General features: G+C 72.8%; 13 protein-coding genes. 6 read left to right on the forward strand and 7 right to left on the reverse strand.

The features are described 5' to 3' along the window. Positions 1 to 121: 121 nt before the first annotated feature. The 5 genes from ACZ63F_RS41870 to ACZ63F_RS41890 all read left to right on the forward strand — a co-directional run bounded on the left by ACZ63F_RS41870 (position 122) and on the right by ACZ63F_RS41890 (position 9,166). Positions 122 to 2,308 (forward strand): alpha-galactosidase, encoded by a 2,187-nt coding sequence (locus ACZ63F_RS41870; protein ID WP_469719198.1) that lies wholly within the window; start codon positions 122 to 124, stop codon positions 2,306 to 2,308. A gap of 123 nt (positions 2,309 to 2,431) precedes the next feature. Beyond that, positions 2,432 to 3,610, forward strand: coding sequence for an ROK family transcriptional regulator (locus ACZ63F_RS41875; RefSeq protein WP_469719200.1), 1,179 nt, complete (start codon positions 2,432 to 2,434; stop codon positions 3,608 to 3,610). 35 nt (positions 3,611 to 3,645) lie between these two features. Next, positions 3,646 to 5,442, forward strand: coding sequence for an alpha-galactosidase D (locus ACZ63F_RS41880; protein WP_469719202.1), 1,797 nt, complete (start codon positions 3,646 to 3,648; stop codon positions 5,440 to 5,442). 125 nt (positions 5,443 to 5,567) lie between these two features. Next, positions 5,568 to 7,913 (forward strand): glycosyl hydrolase family 95 catalytic domain-containing protein, encoded by a 2,346-nt coding sequence (locus ACZ63F_RS41885; protein ID WP_469719204.1) that lies wholly within the window; start codon positions 5,568 to 5,570, stop codon positions 7,911 to 7,913. A 44-nt stretch (positions 7,914 to 7,957) separates the two neighbouring features. Next, a complete protein-coding gene (locus ACZ63F_RS41890) occupies positions 7,958 to 9,166 on the forward strand; it encodes an SGNH/GDSL hydrolase family protein (RefSeq protein WP_469719259.1) in 1,209 nt (402 codons plus the stop codon). Between the two features lie 24 nt (positions 9,167 to 9,190). Here ACZ63F_RS41890 and ACZ63F_RS41895 read toward each other — a convergent pair whose 3' ends face one another. From ACZ63F_RS41895 to ACZ63F_RS41910, 4 genes are all read right to left on the reverse strand, one after another. Further along, positions 9,191 to 12,067, reverse strand: coding sequence for a helix-turn-helix transcriptional regulator (locus ACZ63F_RS41895; RefSeq protein WP_469719206.1), 2,877 nt, complete (start codon positions 12,065 to 12,067; stop codon positions 9,191 to 9,193). Between the two features lie 123 nt (positions 12,068 to 12,190). Next, complete coding sequence (locus tag ACZ63F_RS41900) at positions 12,191 to 12,544, reverse strand: UBP-type zinc finger domain-containing protein (protein WP_352364733.1); 354 nt, start codon at positions 12,542 to 12,544, stop codon at positions 12,191 to 12,193. After that, positions 12,541 to 14,019 (reverse strand): ATP-binding protein, encoded by a 1,479-nt coding sequence (locus tag ACZ63F_RS41905; RefSeq protein WP_469719207.1) that lies wholly within the window; start codon positions 14,017 to 14,019, stop codon positions 12,541 to 12,543. The genes ACZ63F_RS41900 and ACZ63F_RS41905 overlap by 4 nt, the downstream gene beginning before the upstream one ends. Then, the gene (locus tag ACZ63F_RS41910) at positions 14,016 to 15,692 is read right to left on the reverse strand and encodes an NAD(P)/FAD-dependent oxidoreductase (protein WP_352364729.1); all 1,677 of its coding nucleotides are present in this window, start codon (positions 15,690 to 15,692) and stop codon (positions 14,016 to 14,018) included. Before ACZ63F_RS41910 ends, ACZ63F_RS41905 begins: the two co-directional genes overlap by 4 nt. Before the next feature lie 190 nt (positions 15,693 to 15,882). On the opposite strand from ACZ63F_RS41910, the gene ACZ63F_RS41915 reads away from it, so the two are divergent. After that, positions 15,883 to 16,779 (forward strand): universal stress protein, encoded by an 897-nt coding sequence (locus ACZ63F_RS41915; protein ID WP_469719210.1) that lies wholly within the window; start codon positions 15,883 to 15,885, stop codon positions 16,777 to 16,779. On the opposite strand, the gene ACZ63F_RS41920 is transcribed toward ACZ63F_RS41915, so the two are convergent. The 3 genes from ACZ63F_RS41920 to ACZ63F_RS41930 form a co-directional block, all read right to left on the reverse strand. Then, positions 16,766 to 18,001, reverse strand: coding sequence for a DUF4032 domain-containing protein (locus ACZ63F_RS41920; RefSeq protein ID WP_351962100.1), 1,236 nt, complete (start codon positions 17,999 to 18,001; stop codon positions 16,766 to 16,768). The two genes, ACZ63F_RS41915 and ACZ63F_RS41920, sit on opposite strands and share 14 nt — an antisense overlap. A 24-nt stretch (positions 18,002 to 18,025) precedes the next feature. Continuing rightward, a complete protein-coding gene (locus ACZ63F_RS41925; protein ID WP_469719212.1) occupies positions 18,026 to 18,775 on the reverse strand; it encodes an MBL fold metallo-hydrolase in 750 nt (249 codons plus the stop codon). An 85-nt stretch (positions 18,776 to 18,860) separates the two neighbouring features. Continuing rightward, positions 18,861 to 19,487, reverse strand: a complete 627-nt coding sequence (locus ACZ63F_RS41930) for an alpha-ketoglutarate-dependent dioxygenase AlkB (RefSeq protein WP_469719214.1) — start codon at positions 19,485 to 19,487, stop codon at positions 18,861 to 18,863. Between the last annotated feature and the right edge of the window lie 132 nt (positions 19,488 to 19,619).

The following is a 19,619-nucleotide window of genomic DNA, read 5'->3' on the forward strand; positions in this document are numbered from 1 at the left end:
CCCCCCCCCCCCCCCCCCCCCCCCCCCCCCCCCCCCCCCCCCCCCCCCCCCCCCCCCCCCCCCCCCCCCCCCCCCCCCCCCCCCCCCCCCCCCAGGGCCGGACGATCCGAAAGGACTCTGCATGTCGGACAGCACGGCGCGGATCCACATCCTGCGCGCGGCGGGCACCGCCCTCGTCGTGGAGCTCACGGAACCGGTGCCCAGGGTCCTGCACTGGGGCGCCGACCTCGGCGACCTGTCGCAGGACGCCCTGGCCGCGCTCGCCCTGACCGGTGAACCCGCCGTGCTCAACAACTCCATCGACATCCCCCGCCGGTTCACCGTCTGGCCCACCGAGGCCGACGGCTGGTCCGGCACCCCGGCCCACGAGGGCCATGTCGCCGGCGCCTTCGCCGCGCCCCGGCTCACCCTGGCCCGCAGCTCGTACCGCCCCGGGGCGGCGGGCGGGGAGCTGTCCCTGCACCTCACCGACCCCGGCGCCGGACTCGACGCCACCGTCACCTACCGGCTGGAACCCTCGGGCGTGCTCGGGGTGCGCGCCACGCTCGCCCGCCGCCCGGACGCCGACCCGGAGCCGTACGACCTGGCGCAGGTCACCACCCTGCTGCCGCTGCCCCGGCGGGCCGCGGAGATCCTCGACTTCACCGGCAAGTGGAGCCGGGAGCGGTCCCCCCAGCGGCGGCCGCTGGGCTTCGGCACGCACAGCCGGGAGGTCCGGCGCGGCAAGCCCGGCCTGGACTCGCCGTACCTCATGGCGGCCGGCGTGCCCGGGTTCGGCTTCGGTGCCGGGGAGGTCTGGGCCGTGCACGTGGCCTGGAGCGGCGACCAGCGGTATCTGGCCGAGCAGTTGCCGGAGGGCGCGGGCACCCATGCCGGGGTGCTCGGCGGGGGCGAACTCCTGCGGGCGGGGGAGATCAGGCTCGCGCCCGGCGAGTCGTACACCACCCCGGTCTGTCACTTCGCCTGGTCCGAGCAGGGCCTGGACGGTCTCGCGGACCGCTTCCACACCCTGCTGCGGGCCCGCCCCGGCCATCCGCGCCGTCCCCGCCCGGTGATCCTCAACAGCTGGGAGGCGGTGTACTTCGACCACGACCTGGACCGGCTGCTGCGGCTGGCCGACAGGGCCGCCGAGGTCGGCGTCGAGCGGTTCGTGCTGGACGACGGCTGGTTCCGGGGCCGCCGTTCGGACGACGCCGGGCTCGGCGACTGGACCGTCGACCCCGTGGTGTGGCCGGAGGGGCTGACCCCGCTGGTGGACCATGTGCGCTCGCTCGGCATGGAGTTCGGGCTGTGGGTGGAACCCGAGATGGTCAACCTGGACTCCGACCTGGCCCGCGAGCACCCCGGCTGGGTGCTCGGCCCGGCCCGCGGGGTCGGCCCGGCCGCCCGCCACCAGCACGTACTGGACCTGGCCAACCCCGACGCCTGGCAGTACCTCCTCGACTCGCTGGACGCCCTGGTGGAGAAGTACGGGATCGCCTACCTCAAGTGGGACCACAACCGCGAACTCCACGAGAGCGTGCACGGCACCGCCGACCGTCCCGTGGCGCACGCCCAGGTGGTGGCCCTCTACCGGCTCATCGACGCCCTCCGGGAGCGGCACCCCGCCCTGGAGATCGAGAGCTGCGCGGCCGGCGGCGGCCGGGTCGACCTCGGCATCCTGGAGCGCACCGACCGGGTCTGGGCCTCGGACTGCAACGACCCCGTGGAACGCCAGGCCATCCAGCGCTGGACCGGGCAGCTGCTGCCCCCCGAACTGGTCGGCACCCACGTCGGCCCGCGCACCAGCCACACCACCGAGCGGGTCGGCTCCGACCCGCTGCGGCTGGCCACCGCGCTGTTCGGGCACGCCGGCATCGAGCAGGACCTCACCCGCTGCTCACCGAAGGAACTCGCCCGCCTCACCGCCTGGACCGCGCTCCACCGCGAGCTGCGCCCGCTGCTGCACGGCGGCCGCACGGTCCGCGCCGACCTCGCCGACGACTCGACACTGCTGCACGGGGTCGTGGCGTACGACGGTGCCGCCGCCCTCTACTGCTGGGCGCGGCTCGCGACCTCTCCCGAGGGCCAGTACGGGCGCGTACGGCTGCCCGGCCTCGCTCCGGGTGAGACCTACCGGGTGCGGGTGCGCACCGAGCTGGGCCTGCCGTCCTTCCACCAGGTGGCGGGGCCCGCCTGGCTGGCCGCGGCCCTCGACGGCAGGCTGACCCTGCCCGGTTCCGTCCTCACGGTCGCGGGACTGCCGCTGCCGAACCTCAACCCCGGTCAGGCCCTGCTGCTCGACCTCGCGAGGGTGACGCCCGCATGATCCGGCGGGCAACGGCCGTGCCCCGCCGGTCATTCGAAGGTCCCCAGAGCCTCACAGAGAATCTTCAGGTGATTCCTGTTTCTTTTATTGACACCGGAAATTAAGGGCCATAGGTTCCCGGCCATGCGCTCGACCACCCGTGGCGAAACGTTTCCGGTGTCCACGCCGGCCGCCTCCCAGATCTTCACCACGGTCCTGTCCCACGGCCCCCTCACCCGGCTGGAGGCGGCCCGCCGGGCCGGGCTGTCCCCGGCCGCCGTGACCAAGGCGGTCCGGCCGCTGCTCGCGGCCGGATACCTGGCCGAGGACGCCGACGACGGGGGCAGGCCCGCTCTCGGACGGCCCGCGAACCTGGTGCGGGTCGACGGCGGGCGCGCCCTGTTCATCGGCGTCAAGGTGACCGGTGACGCGGTCATCGCCGTCCTCACCGACCTGTGCTGCCGGATCCGGCTGTCCCGGCGGCTGCCGGTCACCGACCGCGCGGTGCGGGCCGTCCTCACCTCGATCGCCGAACTCACCGACGGACTGCGCGTCGAGGCCGAGGACTTCGGCGCCCCGGTCCTCGGCCTCGGAATCGCGGTCTCCGGAGACGTGGACCGCGCCGAAGGGGTGGCCCGCTACTCGCCGTTCCTGGACTGGCACGGCGTTCCCCTCGCCGAACTCGCGGCCCTGACCACGGGGTTGCCGGCCGTCGTCGAGAACGACGTGCGGGCGCTCACCGTCGCCGAGCAGTGGTTCGGCGCCGGCGTCGGGCTCTCGGACTTCGCCGTGGTCACCGTCGGGGCGGGCATCGGCTGCGGACTGGTGGTCCACGGCCGGCTGGTGGCCGGTGCCCACGGCGTGGCCGGCGAGATCGGGCACGTGGCCGTCGACCCGGCCGGACCGCTCTGCCACTGCGGCAACCGCGGCTGCGTGGAGGCGATCGCGGGGGACGCCGCGATCGTCGCCCGCGTCCGGCAGGTGACGGGACGCCAGGTGGCAGGCCCGGCCGAGGCCGCGGCCCTCGCCCACGCGGGCGAGGCAGGGGCACGGGAGGCGTACGCCAGGGCCGGCGAGGCCATCGGCCGGGGCATCGCGACCGTGGCCAACCTGTTCGGCCCCGAGCGCGTGATCATCTCCGGCGAGGGCCTGGCCGCCCACGACCTGTTCGCCGGGCACATCCGTGACGCCTTCACCGCGGCCGCCTTCGACTCCGCCGCGCGGTGCGACGTCCAGACCCGCCCGCTCCCGTTCGAGGAGTGGGCGCGCGGAGCCGCGGCCACCGCGATCCACTCCTTCATCACCCCCACTCCCCAGGGCTGAGCCGCCCACGATCCCGAACCCAGGAAGCAGGGCCCATGAGGTCACCGTCGCACCCCCACCTGCCCGCTCGCGGGCTGAGAGCCGTCCTCGTACTGGCGCTCACCGCGGCCTTCGCCGCCGCCGTGCCCGCCGCCGAGGCCCAGACACCCGCCCTGATCGCCGCCAAGCCCTACATGGGCTGGTCCAGTTGGAGCATGCAGTCGTCCAAGTACCCCGGCCTCAACGACCAGGGCGACTACAGCTACCTCACCGAGGCCAACGTCCTCAAGCAGACCGACGCCCTCGCGAGCAAGCTGAAGAAGTACGGCTACGACTACGTCAACATCGACGCCGGCTGGTGGATGGACTGGAACTGGAAGCAGGGCTACGACCAGTACGGCCGCCAGAAGGCCGACCCGGCCCGTTTCCCCAGCGGCATGAAGGCCGTCGCCGACCACATCCACGCCAAGGGCCTCAAGGCCGGCATCTACCTCCCGGTCGGCCTGGAGAAGGGCGCGTACGGCGACGGCAAGACGCCGATCTGGAACGCCGAGGGCTGCACCACCGCCGACATCGTCTATCCCGACCTGCGCACCACCAACGGCTGGGACAGCTCGTACAAGATCGACTTCGACCGGCCCTGCGCGCAGAAGTACATAGACTCCCAGGCCCAGTTGATCGCCGGCTGGGGCTACGACTTCCTCAAGCTCGACGGTGTCGGCCCCGGCTCCGGCAAGAGCGGCGACCAGTACGACAACGTCGCCGACGTCGCCGCCTGGCACCAGGCGATCGCCGCCACCGGCCGCCCCGTCCACCTCGAGGTCTCCTGGTCCCTGGACTACGGCCACGCCGCCGACTGGCAGAAGTACACCAACGGCTGGCGCATCGACACCGACGTCGAGTGCTACTGCAACACCCTGGTCAGCTGGGAGAACTCGGTCAACGACCGCTGGGACGACACCCCGGCCTGGACCGGCAAGGCGGGCCCCGGCGGCTGGAACGACCTCGACTCCCTCGACGTCGGCAACGGCGCGATGGACGGCCTCACCAAGGCCGAACGGCAGAGCTACGCCACCCTGTGGGCCATCGCCAAGTCGCCCCTGTTCACCGGCGACGACATCACCAAGCTCGACGACTACGGCCTCTCCCTGCTGACCAACAGCGAGGTCATCGGCGTCGACCAGAGCGACAACCCGCCGGCCCGCCCGGTCACCGCTTCCGACCCGCAGCAGGTCTGGGCCGCGAAGAACGCCGACGGCACGTACACCGTCGCCCTCTTCAACCTCGGGTCCTCGCCCGCCGCGGTCACGGCCGACTGGACGGCGCTCGGCTTCACCGGCAAGGCGTCGGTGCGGGACCTGTGGAACCACGAGGACCTCGGCAGCTTCCAGAACAAGATCACCGAGGCGCTGCCCGCGCACGGCTCGCGCCTGTTCACCGTGACGCCGAAGGGCGGCGCGCTCGCCTCCACCGGCTACGAGGCCGAGGCAAGCGGCAACACACTCAGCGGCAACGCGTCCGTCGCAGGCTGCGACGCGTGCTCCGGTGCGAAGAAGGTCGGCAACCTCTACCTCGGCGGCAAGCTGACCTTCAACAACGTCGTCGTCGACAAGGCCGGCACCTACCTGGTCAAGGTCGCCTACGTCAGCGGTGACTCCCGGCCGGCCACCGTCTCGGCGAACGCCGGGAGCGGCACGAGCCACAAGTTCCCGTCCACCGGGGACTGGGGGACGGTGGCGAGCGTGAGCGTGCCGGTGACGCTGAAGGCCGGGGCGAACACGATCAGCTTCGACAGCGGCTCGGGGTACGCGCCGGACATCGACCGCATCGACGTGCCCAAGTCGCCCCGGTAAGCCGCGTCGGCAGGTCGCCTCGCTACGTGCGTCGTCGGGAACTGCCGGCCGGTGGGGGCCGGTCGCGCAGTTCCCCGCGCCCCCAAGGGGCGCGTCGTATCCCCCCATACTGCAAAAGGACCGTCATGCAGAATCACCCCAGCAGACGCAGCTTCCTCACCCTCGCCGCCGCCACCGGAGCCCTCGCCGGGCTCCCCGCCTTCACCGCCTCCGCCGCCCCGGTGCGGTCCACCGCGCCGCTCGCCGCGGCGCGGCACCAGCTCTGGTGGCAGGCGCCCGCCGACGACAGTTCGATGATCACGCAGGGCCTTCCCGTCGGAAACGGCCGGCTCGGTGCGCTCGCGAGCAACGACTCCGGCCGTGAGCTCCTCTTGGTCACCGACGCCACGCTGTGGACCGGCGGGCTCAACGACACCCTCGACTCCGACGGCCAGTTCCCCTACGGCCGTGCCGACTTCGGCTCCCTCACCCTCCTCGCCCGGCTCACCGTCGAGATACCCGACCACGACCTGGGCGCCGTCTCCGGCTACCGCCGCACCCTCGACCTCGACAACGGCGTGGTGACGGCCTCCTACGTCCGCTCCGGAGTGACGTACCGGCGGCAGATCTTCGCCAGCCGCCCGGACGACGTGATCGTGCTGCACTTCGGCCAGGACGGCGGCGGCCGCTACACCGGCACCATCACGCTGGAAGGCACCCACGGGGAGACCGGCGGCACGGCCGAGTCGTTCGCCGGGTCCTTCGCCAACGGACTGAAGTACGGGGCCGCCGTCAAGGCGTACGGCAGCGGCGGCAGCGTGCGGGTGAGCGGCCCGCACATCACCTTCACCGACTGCCGTGAGCTGACCGTCGTCCTCAGCGGCGGCACGGACTACGCACCGGACGCCACCGCCCACTACCGCGACCCCTCCGTGAACCCGGTGGCGCTCGCCCGTACCAAGGTCACGGCGGCCGCCCGGCACTCGGCGGACTCGCTGCTGCTCACCCACGCCGCCGATCACCGGGCGCTGTTCGGGCAGTTCGACCTCTCGCTGGGCACCTCGACGGCCGAGCAGCGCGAACTCGACACCTGGGCGCGCATCCAGGCCCGCGCCGACACCGGCGACCCCGACCCGGAACTGGAGGCCGCCTACGCCCAGTTCGGCCGCTATCTGATGATCGCCGGATCGCGCGACAGCCTTCCGATGGGCCTGCAGGGCAACTGGCTGGACGGCAACGACCCGGACTGGATGGGCGACTACCACACCGACATCAACATCCAGATGAACTACTGGATGTCCGACCGGCTCGGCCTGTCGCAGTGCTTCGACGCCTTCACCGACTACTGCGTCAGCCAGCTCCCGTCCTGGACGGACGTCACACAGCGGCTGTTCCAGGACTCCCGCAACCGCTACCGCAACTCCAGCGGGAAGGTGGCCGGCTGGACCGTCGCCTACTCCACCAACCCCTACGGCGGACTCGGCTGGTGGTGGCATCCCACGGGCAACGCCTGGCTGTGCAACAGCCTCTGGGAGCACTACGAGTTCACGCTCTCCCGCTCCCACCTGGAGAAGATCTACCCCCTGCTCAAGGGCGCCTGCCAGTTCTGGGAGCAACGGCTGGTGACCACTACCCTGGAGGACGGGAAGGAGGTGCTGATCGCGGACAGCGACTGGTCACCCGAGCAGGGGCCACAGGACGCCAAGGGCAACACCTACTCCCAGGAACAGGTGTGGATGCTGTTCGGGAACTTCCGGACTGCGGCCGCCGAGCTGAAGAGGGATGCTGGATACGCGGGCACCATCGGCAAGCTCCGCGACCGCCTCTACCTGCCGGTGGTGAGCCCGAAGACCGGCTGGCTGGAGGAGTGGATGTCCCCGGACAACCTCGGCGAGACCACCCACCGCCACCTCTCGCCGCTGATCAACCTCTTCCCCGGCGACCGGATCCGCCCCGACGGCTCGACCCCCGCCGACATCGTCAAGGGCGCCACCGCACTGCTCACCGCACGCGGCATGGACAGCTTCGGCTGGGCCAACGCCTGGCGCTCGCTGTGCTGGTCCCGGCTGAAGGACGCCGACAAGGCCTACCAGCTCGTCGTCCGCAACCTCCGGCCGTCCGGCAACGGCAGCAACGGCACGTCACCCAACCTCTTCGACATCTACCAGGTCGAGGAGGGCCGGGGCATCTTCCAGATCGACGCCAACTTCGGCACGCCGGCCGCCATCGCCGAGATGCTGCTCTACTCGCGGCCGGGCCACCTGGAACTGCTGCCCGCCCTGCCCGACGCCTGGGCCGCCGCCGGTTCGATCACCGGAGCCGGCGCCCGCGGCGGCTTCGTGGTGGACCTGGACTGGCGGGACGGCAAGCCGACCCGGGCCCGGATCCGCAGCGTGGGCGGCCGGACCACGACGGTCGCCTACGGCGGGACGTCCCGGACGGTGACGCTGAAGCCCGGCCAGTCCGTCACGCTGAGGGACCTGGTGCGGTGACCGGCGGGCTCGCACGGGCCGGCGGCCGCCTGGCCGCCTTACTGATGGTCGGGGTGGTCTGCCAGACCGGGTCCGCCGGAGCCACCGGCACCGGCCCCGAGCCGGCCGTGCCCGCCCGGGAGGCCGCCGTCCAGGCGGCCTCCGCCCGGCCGGACGTCGTCACCTGGGGCGCCAGCGCCGACAGGACGGGAGACGGCACCCCCGACCGCGGCTACCGGCTGGTCGTGCACACCAGCGCCGCCGGCACCGGCCTGCGGGTCCGCCTCTCCAACGCCTTCGGCGACCGGACCCTGACCCTGGACAGCGTCTACGCCGGAATCCAGCGCGCGGGTGCCGCCCTCGTGCCGGGCAGCAACAGGCGGCTGACCTTCGGCGGCTCCGGCACGGTCACCGTGCCGGCCGGCGCCACCGCGTGGAGCGACCCGCTGCCCGGCACCCTGCCCGCCGGCAGCGACCTGGTCGTCAGCCTGCACAGCCCGGACGCGGCCGGCCCCGCCACCGGCCACGGCATGGCCATGCAGACCTCCTACGTCACCCAGGGCGACCACACCGCCGAGGAGAGCGCCGCCAACTGGACCGGCACCACCGGCTCCTGGTGGTACCTGGACTCGGTCTCGGTACGGCCGAAGAACCGGAACACCGGAGCGGTGGCGGCGCTCGGCGACTCCATCACCGACGGCTGGGCGTCCACCAGCGGCCAGAACCGGCGCTGGCCCGACTACCTCGCCCGCCGGCTCCAGAAGGCGGACACCGAGGTCAAGGGCGTGGCCGACGAGGGGATCTCCGGCAACCAGGTCCTCACCGACGGTGCCGGACAGGCGGCCCTGAACCGCATCGACCGCGACGTCCTCACCCAGCCCGGGCTCCGTACTGTCTTCCTCTTCGAGGGAATCAACGACATCAAGGCCCACACCGGGGTCACCGCGGCCGACCTGATCGCCGGCTACCAGGAGGTCGTCCGGCGGGCGCACGCGGCCGGGAAGTGCGTGGTCGCCTCGACCGTCGGGCCGTTCGAGGGCTGGCCCGAGTGGGACCAGGCGGGCGAGGCGGTACGCCGGCAGGTCAACCAGTACATCCGCACCAGCGGCGAGTTCGACGGGATCGCCGACTTCGACCGGATCCTGCGCAGTCCCTACGACCAGGCGCGGCTGCTGCCGTTCCTGGACAGCGGCGACCACCTTCACCCCAACGACAAGGGCATGCAGGCCATGGCCGACTCCGTCGACCTGGCGAGCCTCGACTGCGACCACTGAAACCCCTGGGCCACCCCCGTCCGATCATCCCTGGGCCGTCGGCTCGGGGGTGATCAGGCGTTCCCGGTAGGCGATCGCCACCGCCTCCGTACGGCTCGCCGCGCCCAGCTTGGCGAGGATGTTGGAGACATGGACGCTCGCCGTCTTGCCGGTGATGAACAGTTCCTCGCCGATCTGCCGGTTGCTGCGGCCCAGTGCCAGCAGCCGCAGCACGTCCCGCTCGCGAGCGGTCAGCGGCGAGACCGGGTGCTCCGCCGGCGCGGACCGGCGCAGCAGTGCGTCCGAGCGCGCCAGCAACGGCCCGGCCCCCAGCGCCACCGCCGTCTCCCGGGCGGCCCGCGCCTGCTCCGCGGCCTCCGCGGGCCGCCCGGCGGCCGCCAGGGCCTCGGCGTACCGCAGCCGCACCCGGGCCGCCTCGTAGACATCGCCGTACGCGAACGCGGCCACCGCCCGCTCCCAGGCCGCCACCTCGGGACCGGACACGGCACGGGCCCACTCCGCCTCGGCCCGCGCCAGCCAGGCCTGGCCCTCAGGGCCCTGCCGCGCGGCCGTGGCCCGGGCCAGCTCCACCAGGTCACCGGCGACGCCGGTCCAGCCGTCCGCACTCCCGTCGCCGCGCGACGGGACCGTCCGGTCCGCGACCGCCGCCAGCGCGAGCGCGGCGAGCCGGACCGTCACGTCCGGCGCCCGCCCCGACTCGTCGGTGAGCGCGGCGACCGCCTCCCGCGCCCGGGCCACGGCCTCCTCGGGATCACCCCGCAACGCGGCCGCGTCGGTCAGCACGATTCCCCCGACGAGCCGGCCCATCCAGTCGAAGGGCTCCCCGAGCAGCGCCCCGGCGCGGGCCACGGCATCCGGCTCGCCCCGGGCCAGGGCGACGTACAGGACGGGCCCCGTGGTGAAACCGGGCGCCGGTCCCTCCGCGCCGGCCACCCGCACGCACTCGTCCCACCGGCCCAGCGTGTAGAGCACCAGCAGCCGCAGATACCGCATCTCCAGGGCGTACGGCGAGGACAGCAGCCCCGCACGCCGGGCCCGGTCGAGCCCCTCGGTGATCCACGGCAGGCACTCCCGCAGCTCGCCCGACTCGAAGCAGCCGATGGCCAGGCTGAACAGCGCCCGCATCTCCACCGGCGTGTCCCCGGCGGACCGGGCCAGCTCCCGCGCCTCCCGGAGCCGCTCCCGCCCCTCCCGGCTGCGGCGCCCGCCGTCCTCCAGCCGGGCCAGGGAGATCAGCAGATCGGCCCGGGCGGCGGTGGCGCCGATCCGCTCGGCGACCTCCAGGGCCTGCCGTGCCACCCGCAACGCGGTCGCGTCGTCCCCGACCTGCCGGGCCGCCAGGACATGCGTGGCAGCCGCCCACACCCAGGTCCTGGACGGCGGTTCGGCGGGGATCATCGCCAGCGCCTCGCTGCTGTAGGCGAACGCTGCGGCGAGGTTGTCGACGGTCATCAGGTTCCCCGCGAGGGTGTACCGCACGCGGGCGGCGAGTTCGGGATCCGCGTCCTGCCCGGTGCCGGCCAGCGCGGCCCGGGTCAGGGACACCGCCCGGTGCGCGTCGCCGGAGTGCGCTGCCGCCGCCGACGCCCGCAGGGTCAAGGACACCGGGTCCAGCCCCTCACCCGAGGGCCGCGCCGCGCAGGGCACGGCCGTCCACAGGTCCAGGGCCGTCTCCAGGCGCCGCAGTTCCTCCGCCGGGGCACCCATGCGCCGGGCGTGGTCCGCTGCCTCGAGCGACGCGGCCAGTGCCTCGGGCAGGTCGTGGCTCTCCCGGTAGTGGTGCGCCCGCTCGGCCGCCGTCTCCGCCCCGCCCCCGCGCGCGGTGAGCAGCCTCGCGTACGTGCCGTGCAGCCGCGCCCGCTGCCCGGGCAGCAGGTCGCCGTACACGGCCTCGCGCGCGAGGGCGTGCCGGAAGGCGTACGTGTCCCCGTCCCCGGCGACGAGCAACTGCCGCCCCACGGCCTCCCGCAACGCCGACTCCAGCTCCTCCTCCGGAAGCCCGACCGCGTCCCGCAGCAGATCGTGCCCCACCCGGCGCCCGGCGACCGCGGCCGTCCGCAGCACCTGCTGGGCCGTCTCCGACAGCTGCTCGACCCGGATGAGCAGCAGATCGGCGAGCCCGGTGGGCATCCCGTCCGTGTCGGCGGCGGCCACCAGCTCCTCCGTGTAGAAGGCGTTGCCCTCCGCCCGCTCGACGATGTCCCGCACCGTCGCCTCGGACAGCGGCCGCTCCTCCAGCGACCGCACCAGCCGGGTCACCTCGGCATCGGCCAGCCGCCGCACCTCGAGCCGCTCCACACCCGGCAGCCGCACCAGCTCGGCGAGCAGCGGACGCAGCGGATGCCGCCGGTGCAGATCGTCGGCCCGATAGGAGGCCAGCAGTGCGAACCGCCGGGGGAGCACCCCCCGGCTCAGCAGGAACCGCAGCAGGTCGCGCGACGACTGGTCGGCCCAGTGCAGATCCTCCAGGACCAGCAGCAGCGGTGCGGTGGCCGCCAGCTCGCCCAGCAGCCCGGCGACGCCCTCGAAGAGCCTGAGCCGCGCGTCGGCATCGCGCGAGGAGTCCGGCCCGGCCCCGAGCAACCGCTCCACGACGGGATGCGCGGCGAGAACGTCCTTGAACCGCTCGTCCCCCGCCAGCGCCCCGAGAACCTCGGTGAACGGCAGATACGGCAGCCCCACGTCCCCGAGATCGACACAGTGCCCGGTGACGACGGTGGCCCCCGCGCCTGCGGCCCGAGCCGCGACCTCGTCCAGCAGCCGGGTCTTCCCGACCCCCGCGTCCCCGGCGATCAACACGGCCTGCCCACTGCCGTTCCGAGCTCGCTCCAGCACCGAGGCAAGGCGGCCCAGTTCGTCGTCCCGCCCGATCAGAGGGCTGCCAAAAGATCTCTGCGACACGCCCTCATCCTCGCAAGAAGCGCCATGCGAGGCCCGCCAGGGGCGCGGGGAACTGCGCGACCGGCCACGACGAACCCGCTGCCGCCGTCACCACAGAACCCCCCACCCCCGCAGGCACTCAGCTCAACCCCGCAGCACCCGGGCCCAGTCCGCCGGCACCCGCTCCGCAGGCCCCGGCACGGACTGCTCCGCAGGATGACTCACCGGCGGCGCCAACTCCGGCCCGGCGTCGAACAATTCCTCCGTCTCGTAGTTCCAGAACCAGCCCTCGCCCGGCTCGTAACTACGGATCACCGGATGCCCGGACTCGTGGAAGTGCGCCGTCGCGTGCTTCGCGGGCGAGTCGTCGCAGCACCCGATGTGCCCGCACTGGGCGCACCGCCGCAGATGGAACCACCAGCCCCCCGCCGCGTCGCACTCCACGCACCCGGCGCCGCTCGGCGGAACATTCGGGTCGATCGCGGTGTCGCCGCTCATTGTGCCTCCACAGGTGTCTCGGATTCCTCGGGCGTCTCGGCGGTCAGCGGAAGCAGCACCTGGAACCGGGTGTCGCCGGGCTCCGACTCCACCCGCATGCTGCCGTGGTGCTTGTTCACGACGATCCGCCAGGAGATGTCCAGACCGAGCCCCGTGCCCTGCCCCACGGGCTTGGTCGTGAAGAAGGGGTCGAAGATCCGGTCCTTGATCTCCGGCGCGATCCCGGTCCCGGTGTCCCGGAACTCGACCAGCAGCTGCTCGTGGTCGAGCGCGGTCCGCACGGTCAGCGTGCCGTGTCCGTCGCCCGAGCCTTCGCCGTCCCTCATCGCGGAGACCGCGTTGTCGATGAGGTTGGTCCACACCTGGTTGAGCTCGGCGGGATAGGCGGGGACCGGCGGGACCGTACGGTCGTACTCCTTGACCACCCGGATGCCCTGCCCGATCTTCCCGGACAGCATCAGCAGGGTGCTGTCGAGGAGTTCGTGCACGTCCACCTCCCGGAACGGCGCCCGGTCCAGCTGGCTGTACTGCTTGGCCGCGTCGACGAGGTTCGAGATCCGGGTGGTCGAGTCCTCGATCTCGTTCATCAACAGCTCGGTCTCGACGGTGTAGTTGAGCCAGCCGATCGAGTTCGGCAGGATCTCCTCGTCCACGGCCACCGCGACCTGGTCCAGCCAGTCGACGTCGAGACCGGCCTGCACGAAGGTCGGCGCGATCTGCCAGGCGTTGTCGCAGCCGTGGTCCTCCAGCCAGTCGGTGAGCAGGTCCTCGCGGTCGGCGGCCTCCAGCGGACTGAGCGCCGGCGCCTTGGCGACCCGCTCGGCGGTGCGCTCCTGGATCTCGATCAGCCCGGCCAGCTGTTCCCGCGAGAAGGGGCTCCCGGCGATGATCGCGAGCTTGTGCCGCATCTTCGCCACCCGCTCGCGCAGCGTGGACGTGGCGCGCACGGCCGCCGCGGCCGGGTTGTTGAGCTCGTGGGTGAGCCCGGCGGACAACGAGCCGAGCGCGAGCAGCCGTTCGCGCTGCCCGATCGCCGCCTGGGTGTTCTTCGAACCGAAGAACAGGCCTTCCAGCAGGTGTACGGCCATCGGGAACCACTCGCGCATGATGTCCGCGAACGTGTCGGCCGGCAGCACGAAGAACCGGGTCGGCTCGGTCACCCGCATCGAGTTGTTGTACGCCTGCCGCACCCGGTCCCCGAGGTAGGCCTGCATGGCGCCCGCGTACACGCCGGACTGCGAGGTCCGGGTCACCTCGACGTCGTCCCCGCCGACCTGCCGGGAGAGCACCACCGTGCCCTCGATCATCACGTAGAAGCAGGTGGCAGGCTCACCCTCGGTGTAGACCGGGCCAGGCTGGAACAGTTCCACCCGGCCCGCCGCGCACAGCCGCCCGAGCTGTTCCGGCTCCAGCTTCTCGAACAGGAACAGCGCGCCGATCTCCTGCGGGCTGCACGGCATCGGCTGCCCGCTCATGACTGCTCCAGGTACCGGTGGACGAGCATCACTGCCATGGCTCCTTCTCCGACGGCGGACGCGACACGCTTGGCGGACTCGGCGCGTGCGTCGCCCGCCACGAACACGCCGGGAATGCTGGTCTCCAGGTGGTACGGCGGCCGGTCCAGCTCCCAGCCCGCCGGCGCCCGTCCGTCGACGGTCAGGTCCGGCCCTGCCAGGATGAACCCGCGTTCGTCCCGCAGCACCGTGTCGCCGAGCCAGTCGGTGAGCGGTGCCGCCCCGATGAAGACGAACATCCACTGGGCGTCGACCTGTTCCCGGTCCCCGCTCTGCACGTGGCGGAGGGTGAGCTGCTCCAGCCGTTCGGCGCCGTGCGCGGCGTCCACCACGGTGTGGCTGCGCACGGCGATGTTGGGGGCCTCGTTGATCTGCTGGATCAGGTAGTACGACATCGACGCCGACAGGTCGGCACCCCGGACCAGCAGGGTCACCGACTTGGCGAACCGGGACAGGTACATCGCCGCCTGGCCGGCCGAGTTGGCGCCGCCGACGATGTACACGTCCTGTCCCTGGCAGGAGGTCGCCTCGGTGAGCGCGGAGCCGTAGAACACCCCGCAGCCGGTCAGGTCGATGCAGCCCTCGGCCTCCAGCTGCCGGTACTGCACGCCGGTCGCCAGGATCACGCTGTGCGCCGCCACCGCCGAGCCGTCCGCGAACCGCACCACCCGCGCGGCACCGTTGATCTCGAGGCCCGTGACCTCGCGGGCGGTCAGGATCTCCGCGCCGAACTTGGCGGCCTGCCGCCGGGCCCGGTCGGTGAGCTGGGCACCCGACACGCCGTCCGGGAAGCCCAGGTAGTTCTCGATCCGCGAGCTCTGCCCGGCCTGGCCGCCGGTCGCGGACCGCTCCACGAGCACGGTCCGCAGCCCCTCCGACGCCCCGTACACGGCCGAGCCGAGCCCGGCCGGGCCACCGCCGATCACCACCAGGTCGTAGAAGTCCGCCGTCGGGGTCGTCGCCAGGCCCACGTGCGCGGCCAGCTCGGGTGCCTCCGGCTCGACCAGGGGCGTGCCGTCCGGCGTGATCACCAGGGGCAGCCGCGTCCCGTCGGCCTCGGCCGCGGCCAGCAGCCGCTGCCCCTCCGGCTCCTCCACCGAGTACCAGCGGTACGGCACCTGGTTGCGGGCCAGGAACTCCCGCACGTCCGAGGAGCGCGCCGACCAGCGGTGACCGACCACCTTGGTGGCCGGCACCGGCTTGTAGTCGCTGGCCCGCCAGGCGTCCAGCAGGTCGTCGAGGACCGGGTAGAGCTTCTCCTCCGGGGGATCCCAGGGCTTGAGCAGATAGTGGTCCAGATCGACGACGTTGATCGCGTCGATCGCCGCGTTGGTGTCCGCGTACGCGGTCAGCAGCACCCGTCGCGCGCCCGGGTACACGTCCAGCGCCTGTTCCAGGAACTCGATGCCGTTCATCTGCGGCATCCGGTAGTCGGCCAGGATCACCGCCACCAGGTCGCCGCGCAGCTTCAGCTCCCGCAGCGCCTCCAGCGCCGAGTCACCGGACTCCGCGCGCACGATCCGGTACGACGCGCCGTACCGGCGCCGCAGGTCCCGGGCGACGGCACGGGAGACCCCCGGGTCGTCGTCCACGGTCATGATGACGGTCCGTGCTGCGTCGGCAGCCTGTGCCATACGTCTCCCACCCCGAGCCGTTGGTTCCACGGCACGGCGCACCCTCCGCGAGGAGCGCGACCGCCGTACCGGTTCCCGCCCATCGTATGTTCGATCGCCGCCCTTCGCTCTTGTACGACGGTGCACAGCGGGCACCCGCCCGTGCGGAAGACTGATCACGCGAAAGCGGAACGGACGAGGAGGCCGGCGCATGACACGCCCGATCACGGCAGGGGTCGACGGTACGGAGGAGAGCCTCGCCGCTCTCGACTGGGCGGCCCGCGAAGCGGTGCGCCGGGGGCTGCCGTTGCGGGTGGTGCACGCCTGGCGGTACGAGGAGCACGAGGCGCTCGCCGGTGACCGGGAGGCCCAGCTCGGGTGGGTGTCCGACGGGGTCGCCGAGTCGGTGCGGACCGTCACCGGGCGGTACCCGGAGCTCGCGGTGGCCGTCGACGTGGTGGCGGGCGGCCCGGTCGAGGTGCTGGTCGACGCGGCGGCCGGGGCCGAGCTGCTGGCGCTGGGTTCGCGCGGGCACGGCAGGGTCGTCGGGTTCCTGCTGGGCTCCGTCGGGCAGCAGGTGATCGCCGAGGCCGCCCGCCCGGTCGTCCTGGTGCGCGCCGGCGACCGGCCCACCGCCGAGGCCGCCGGGCGGGAGGTCGTCGTGGGCCAGCAGGGCGGCCCGGAGGACAGCTCGGCCGTGCTGGAGTTCGCGTTCGAGACGGCCGCGGCCCGCGGTGCGACGGTCCGGGTGGTGCGGGCCTGGACCCTGCCGCCGGTCTTCGCCTACAGCCCCGGCTCGCTGAAACTGCTGGACGAGTCCGGAGGCATGGAGCCCTACGAGAAGAAGGCGCTGTCCGAGGCGGTACGGCCGCTGCGCGAGCGGTTCCCGGACGTGCCGGTCGCCGAGCACGTGGAGCTGGGCAGCGCCGGGCAGGTGCTGCTCTCGGTGGCCGGACGCGCCCAGCTGATGGTCGTCGGGCGGCGCGCCCACCGCACCGCGGCCGGCGCCCGCATCGGCTCGGTCGCGCACGGGGTGCTGCACCACGCCGACTGCCCGGTGGCGGTCGTACCGCACGAGCAACTCCGCGAGGGCCTCACTCCGGAGTGACCGGCTCCAGCGTCTCCCGTGCCTTGGGCAGCACGTTCTCGATGTAGTCCTCGACCGCGTTGTCCAGGCCTATGTCGTGCTGCGCCCGCTCGGACAGGTACCAGCGGTGTTCCAGCAGCTCGTGGTAGATCTCGGCCGGGTCCATGGAACCGCGCAGCTCCAGCGGCACGGCCCGCACGGTGGGGCGGAAGACGTCCCGCACCCACCGGTGGGCCAGCACCTCGGGGCGGGCGGCGAGGGGGTCGCCCGGGGCGTAGTCGTCCTGGGTGGCCATCCAGCTCTCCAGGTCGTTGAGCAGCCGCCGCGCCTGGTTCTCCTCGGCGTCCAGGCCGGTCAGCCGCAGCAGCTGGCGCTGGTGGTGGCCGGCGTCGACGACCTTCGGCACGAAGGTGACCGTGTCGCCGTTGGAGGAGTGCTGGATCTGCATCTCCGCGACGTCGAAACCGAGGTCGTTGAGCCGCCGGATCCGGCGCTCGATGTAGTGGTACTTGCCCGCCGGATAAACCGAGGTCCGGGTCAGCTCCTCCCACAGCTCGCCGTACCGGGTGCAGATCTCGAACCCGAACTCGATCGGGTCAAGCGACGGGTGCAGCGCCCCCGACGCCTCCAGGTCGAGCAGCTCCCCGCTGATGTTCACCCGGGCCAGGTCGAGGTCGTACTCCCGCTGCCCGTTGCTCAGCTGCGGGTGCAGGTCGCCGGTCTCGGCGTCCACCAGGTACGCCGCGTAGGCGCCCGCGTCCCGCCGGAAGAGGGTGTTGGACAGCGAGCAGTCGCCCCACGCGAACCCGGCCAGGTGCAGGCGGACCAGCAGCACCGCCAGGGCGTCCATGAGGCGGTGCATGGTGGCCGGGCGCATCGTCGTCTCGAACATCGAGCGGTACGGCATGGAGCCGCCCAGGTGCCGGGTGACCAGCACCGACTCCAGCGGCTCGCCTTCGGTGTCGGTGCGGCCGGTGATCACCGCGAGCGGGTCGACCGCGGGGATGGCGAGCCGGTCCAGGTCGCGCAGCAGCTCGTACTCGCGCAGCGCCGGGCGCTCCGCCAGCTCCTTCACCGCCAGGACCTCGTCGCCGGCCCGCGCGTAGCGCACCACGTGCCGCGAGATGCCGCGGGGGAGCGGCACGAGGTAGTCCTCGGGCCACTCCTCCAGCGGGACGTCCCAGGGGAGTTCGAGCAGGAGCGCGGGGTGCTCCGGGTTGGTGGCGTTGATCTGCAAGGCCATGGGACGAACCTTAAGGCCGGTGCGTCACGATGCCAGCTCCCGGGCCCGGTCGGCGGCCGCCCGCACCGAGCCGCGGTGCAGCGGGCCGTGTCCCGGCAGCAGCGCGTCGGCGTCGAGGGCGCCGATCAGCTCCAGCGAGGCGACGGCCCGGGCCCGCTCGTGGTGGAACATGTCGGGCAGCAGCTGCGGGCCCTCGATCCGCGAGGTGCGGTGGCCGCTGACCAGCGCGTCCCCGGACAGCACCAGACCGGCCTCGGGCAGGTGGTAGACGGTGTGCCCGTCGGTGTGGCCGGGGGTGTGCACCGGGACCGGCCGCCCCGGCAGGTCGAGGGGGCCGTCGGCGACCGGGAACGCCTCGGGCGCCTTGACCGGGTGCTGCTCGGTGCCGCCGACCCGCAGCACGTGGACCAGCCACGGCACCACACCCGGCCGCCAGGCGTTCTTCACCACCTCGCCCACCGACACCTGCTGGAGGAACTCCCGCCGGGCGTGCGGGACTTCGGCCTCGTGCAGATAGACCGGCGTGCCGTGGGCGTCGCGCAGGTACTCGGCCGAGCCGAGGTGGTCGTTGTGCGCGTGCGTGATCAGCACGGCCGCGACCGCCTCCGGTGAACTGCCCACCTCCGCGAGGGATTCGAGCAGCCCCTGCCGGTCCCCGGGGTAGCCGGTGTCCACCAGCGTGACGGCGTCGCCGTCCTTGAGGATCACCCAGTTGGTGTGCTGGCCGTGCACCAGATAGGCGCCCTTGCCGACTTCGTGTACCTCTGCCCGCATGATCACTCCGGCTTGCCCGTTCGTGCCGATCGAAACGGAGGACAGCCAACCACATGCGCCGGGCGGCCCACTGCCGAGGTCCGGGTCACCGCACGCCCTGCGGCCGGAACTGGATGCTGATCCGCGGCCCGGCGGCCCGGGCCGTCTTCGGCACGCAGTGCTCCCAGGTCCGCTGGCAGGAGCCGCCCATCACGATCAGGTCGCCGTGCCCGAGCGGGCGCCGTACCGAGGGGCCGCCGCGCAGCGGGCGCAGCAGCAGATCGCGGGGCGCGCCCACGGAGAGGATCGCGACCATGGTGTCCTCCCGTGCACCCCGGCCGATCCGGTCGCCGTGCCAGGCCACGCTGTCCCGGCCGTCGCGGTAGTAGCAGAGCCCGGCCGTGGTGAACGGCTCGCCCAGCTCCCCGGCGTAGTGCCGGGTGAGCGCCTCGCGGGCCTCGGTGAGGACGGGGTGGGGCAGCGGGTCGCCGGCGCCGTAGTAGGCGAGCAGCCGCGGTACGTCCACGACGTTGTCGTACATCTGCCGGCGCTCGGCGTGCCAGGGGACGTCCGCCGCCAGCTGTTCGAACAGCGCGTCGGCGCCGCTCAGCCAGCCGGGCAGCACGTCGATCCAGGCGCCGGAACCGAGCACGGTCCGGCCGATGCCGTCGAGGGTGCCGAGCCGCAGTTCGTCGGTCTGGTCGAACAGGGAGCCCTGGAGGTGCGTGGCCATGAGGCAAGCGTACTCCGTAATCGAAAGTCTGTTCCTATTTGATCACCGGCGGGTTCGCGGCACGGACGTGCGCCGGCCTCTTTCGATACAGCGATGTATTCGATACATTGGCGTATCGAAAGGAGGTCGGCC

It is taken from the genome of Streptomyces sp. NPDC104761, from assembly GCF_055583445.1.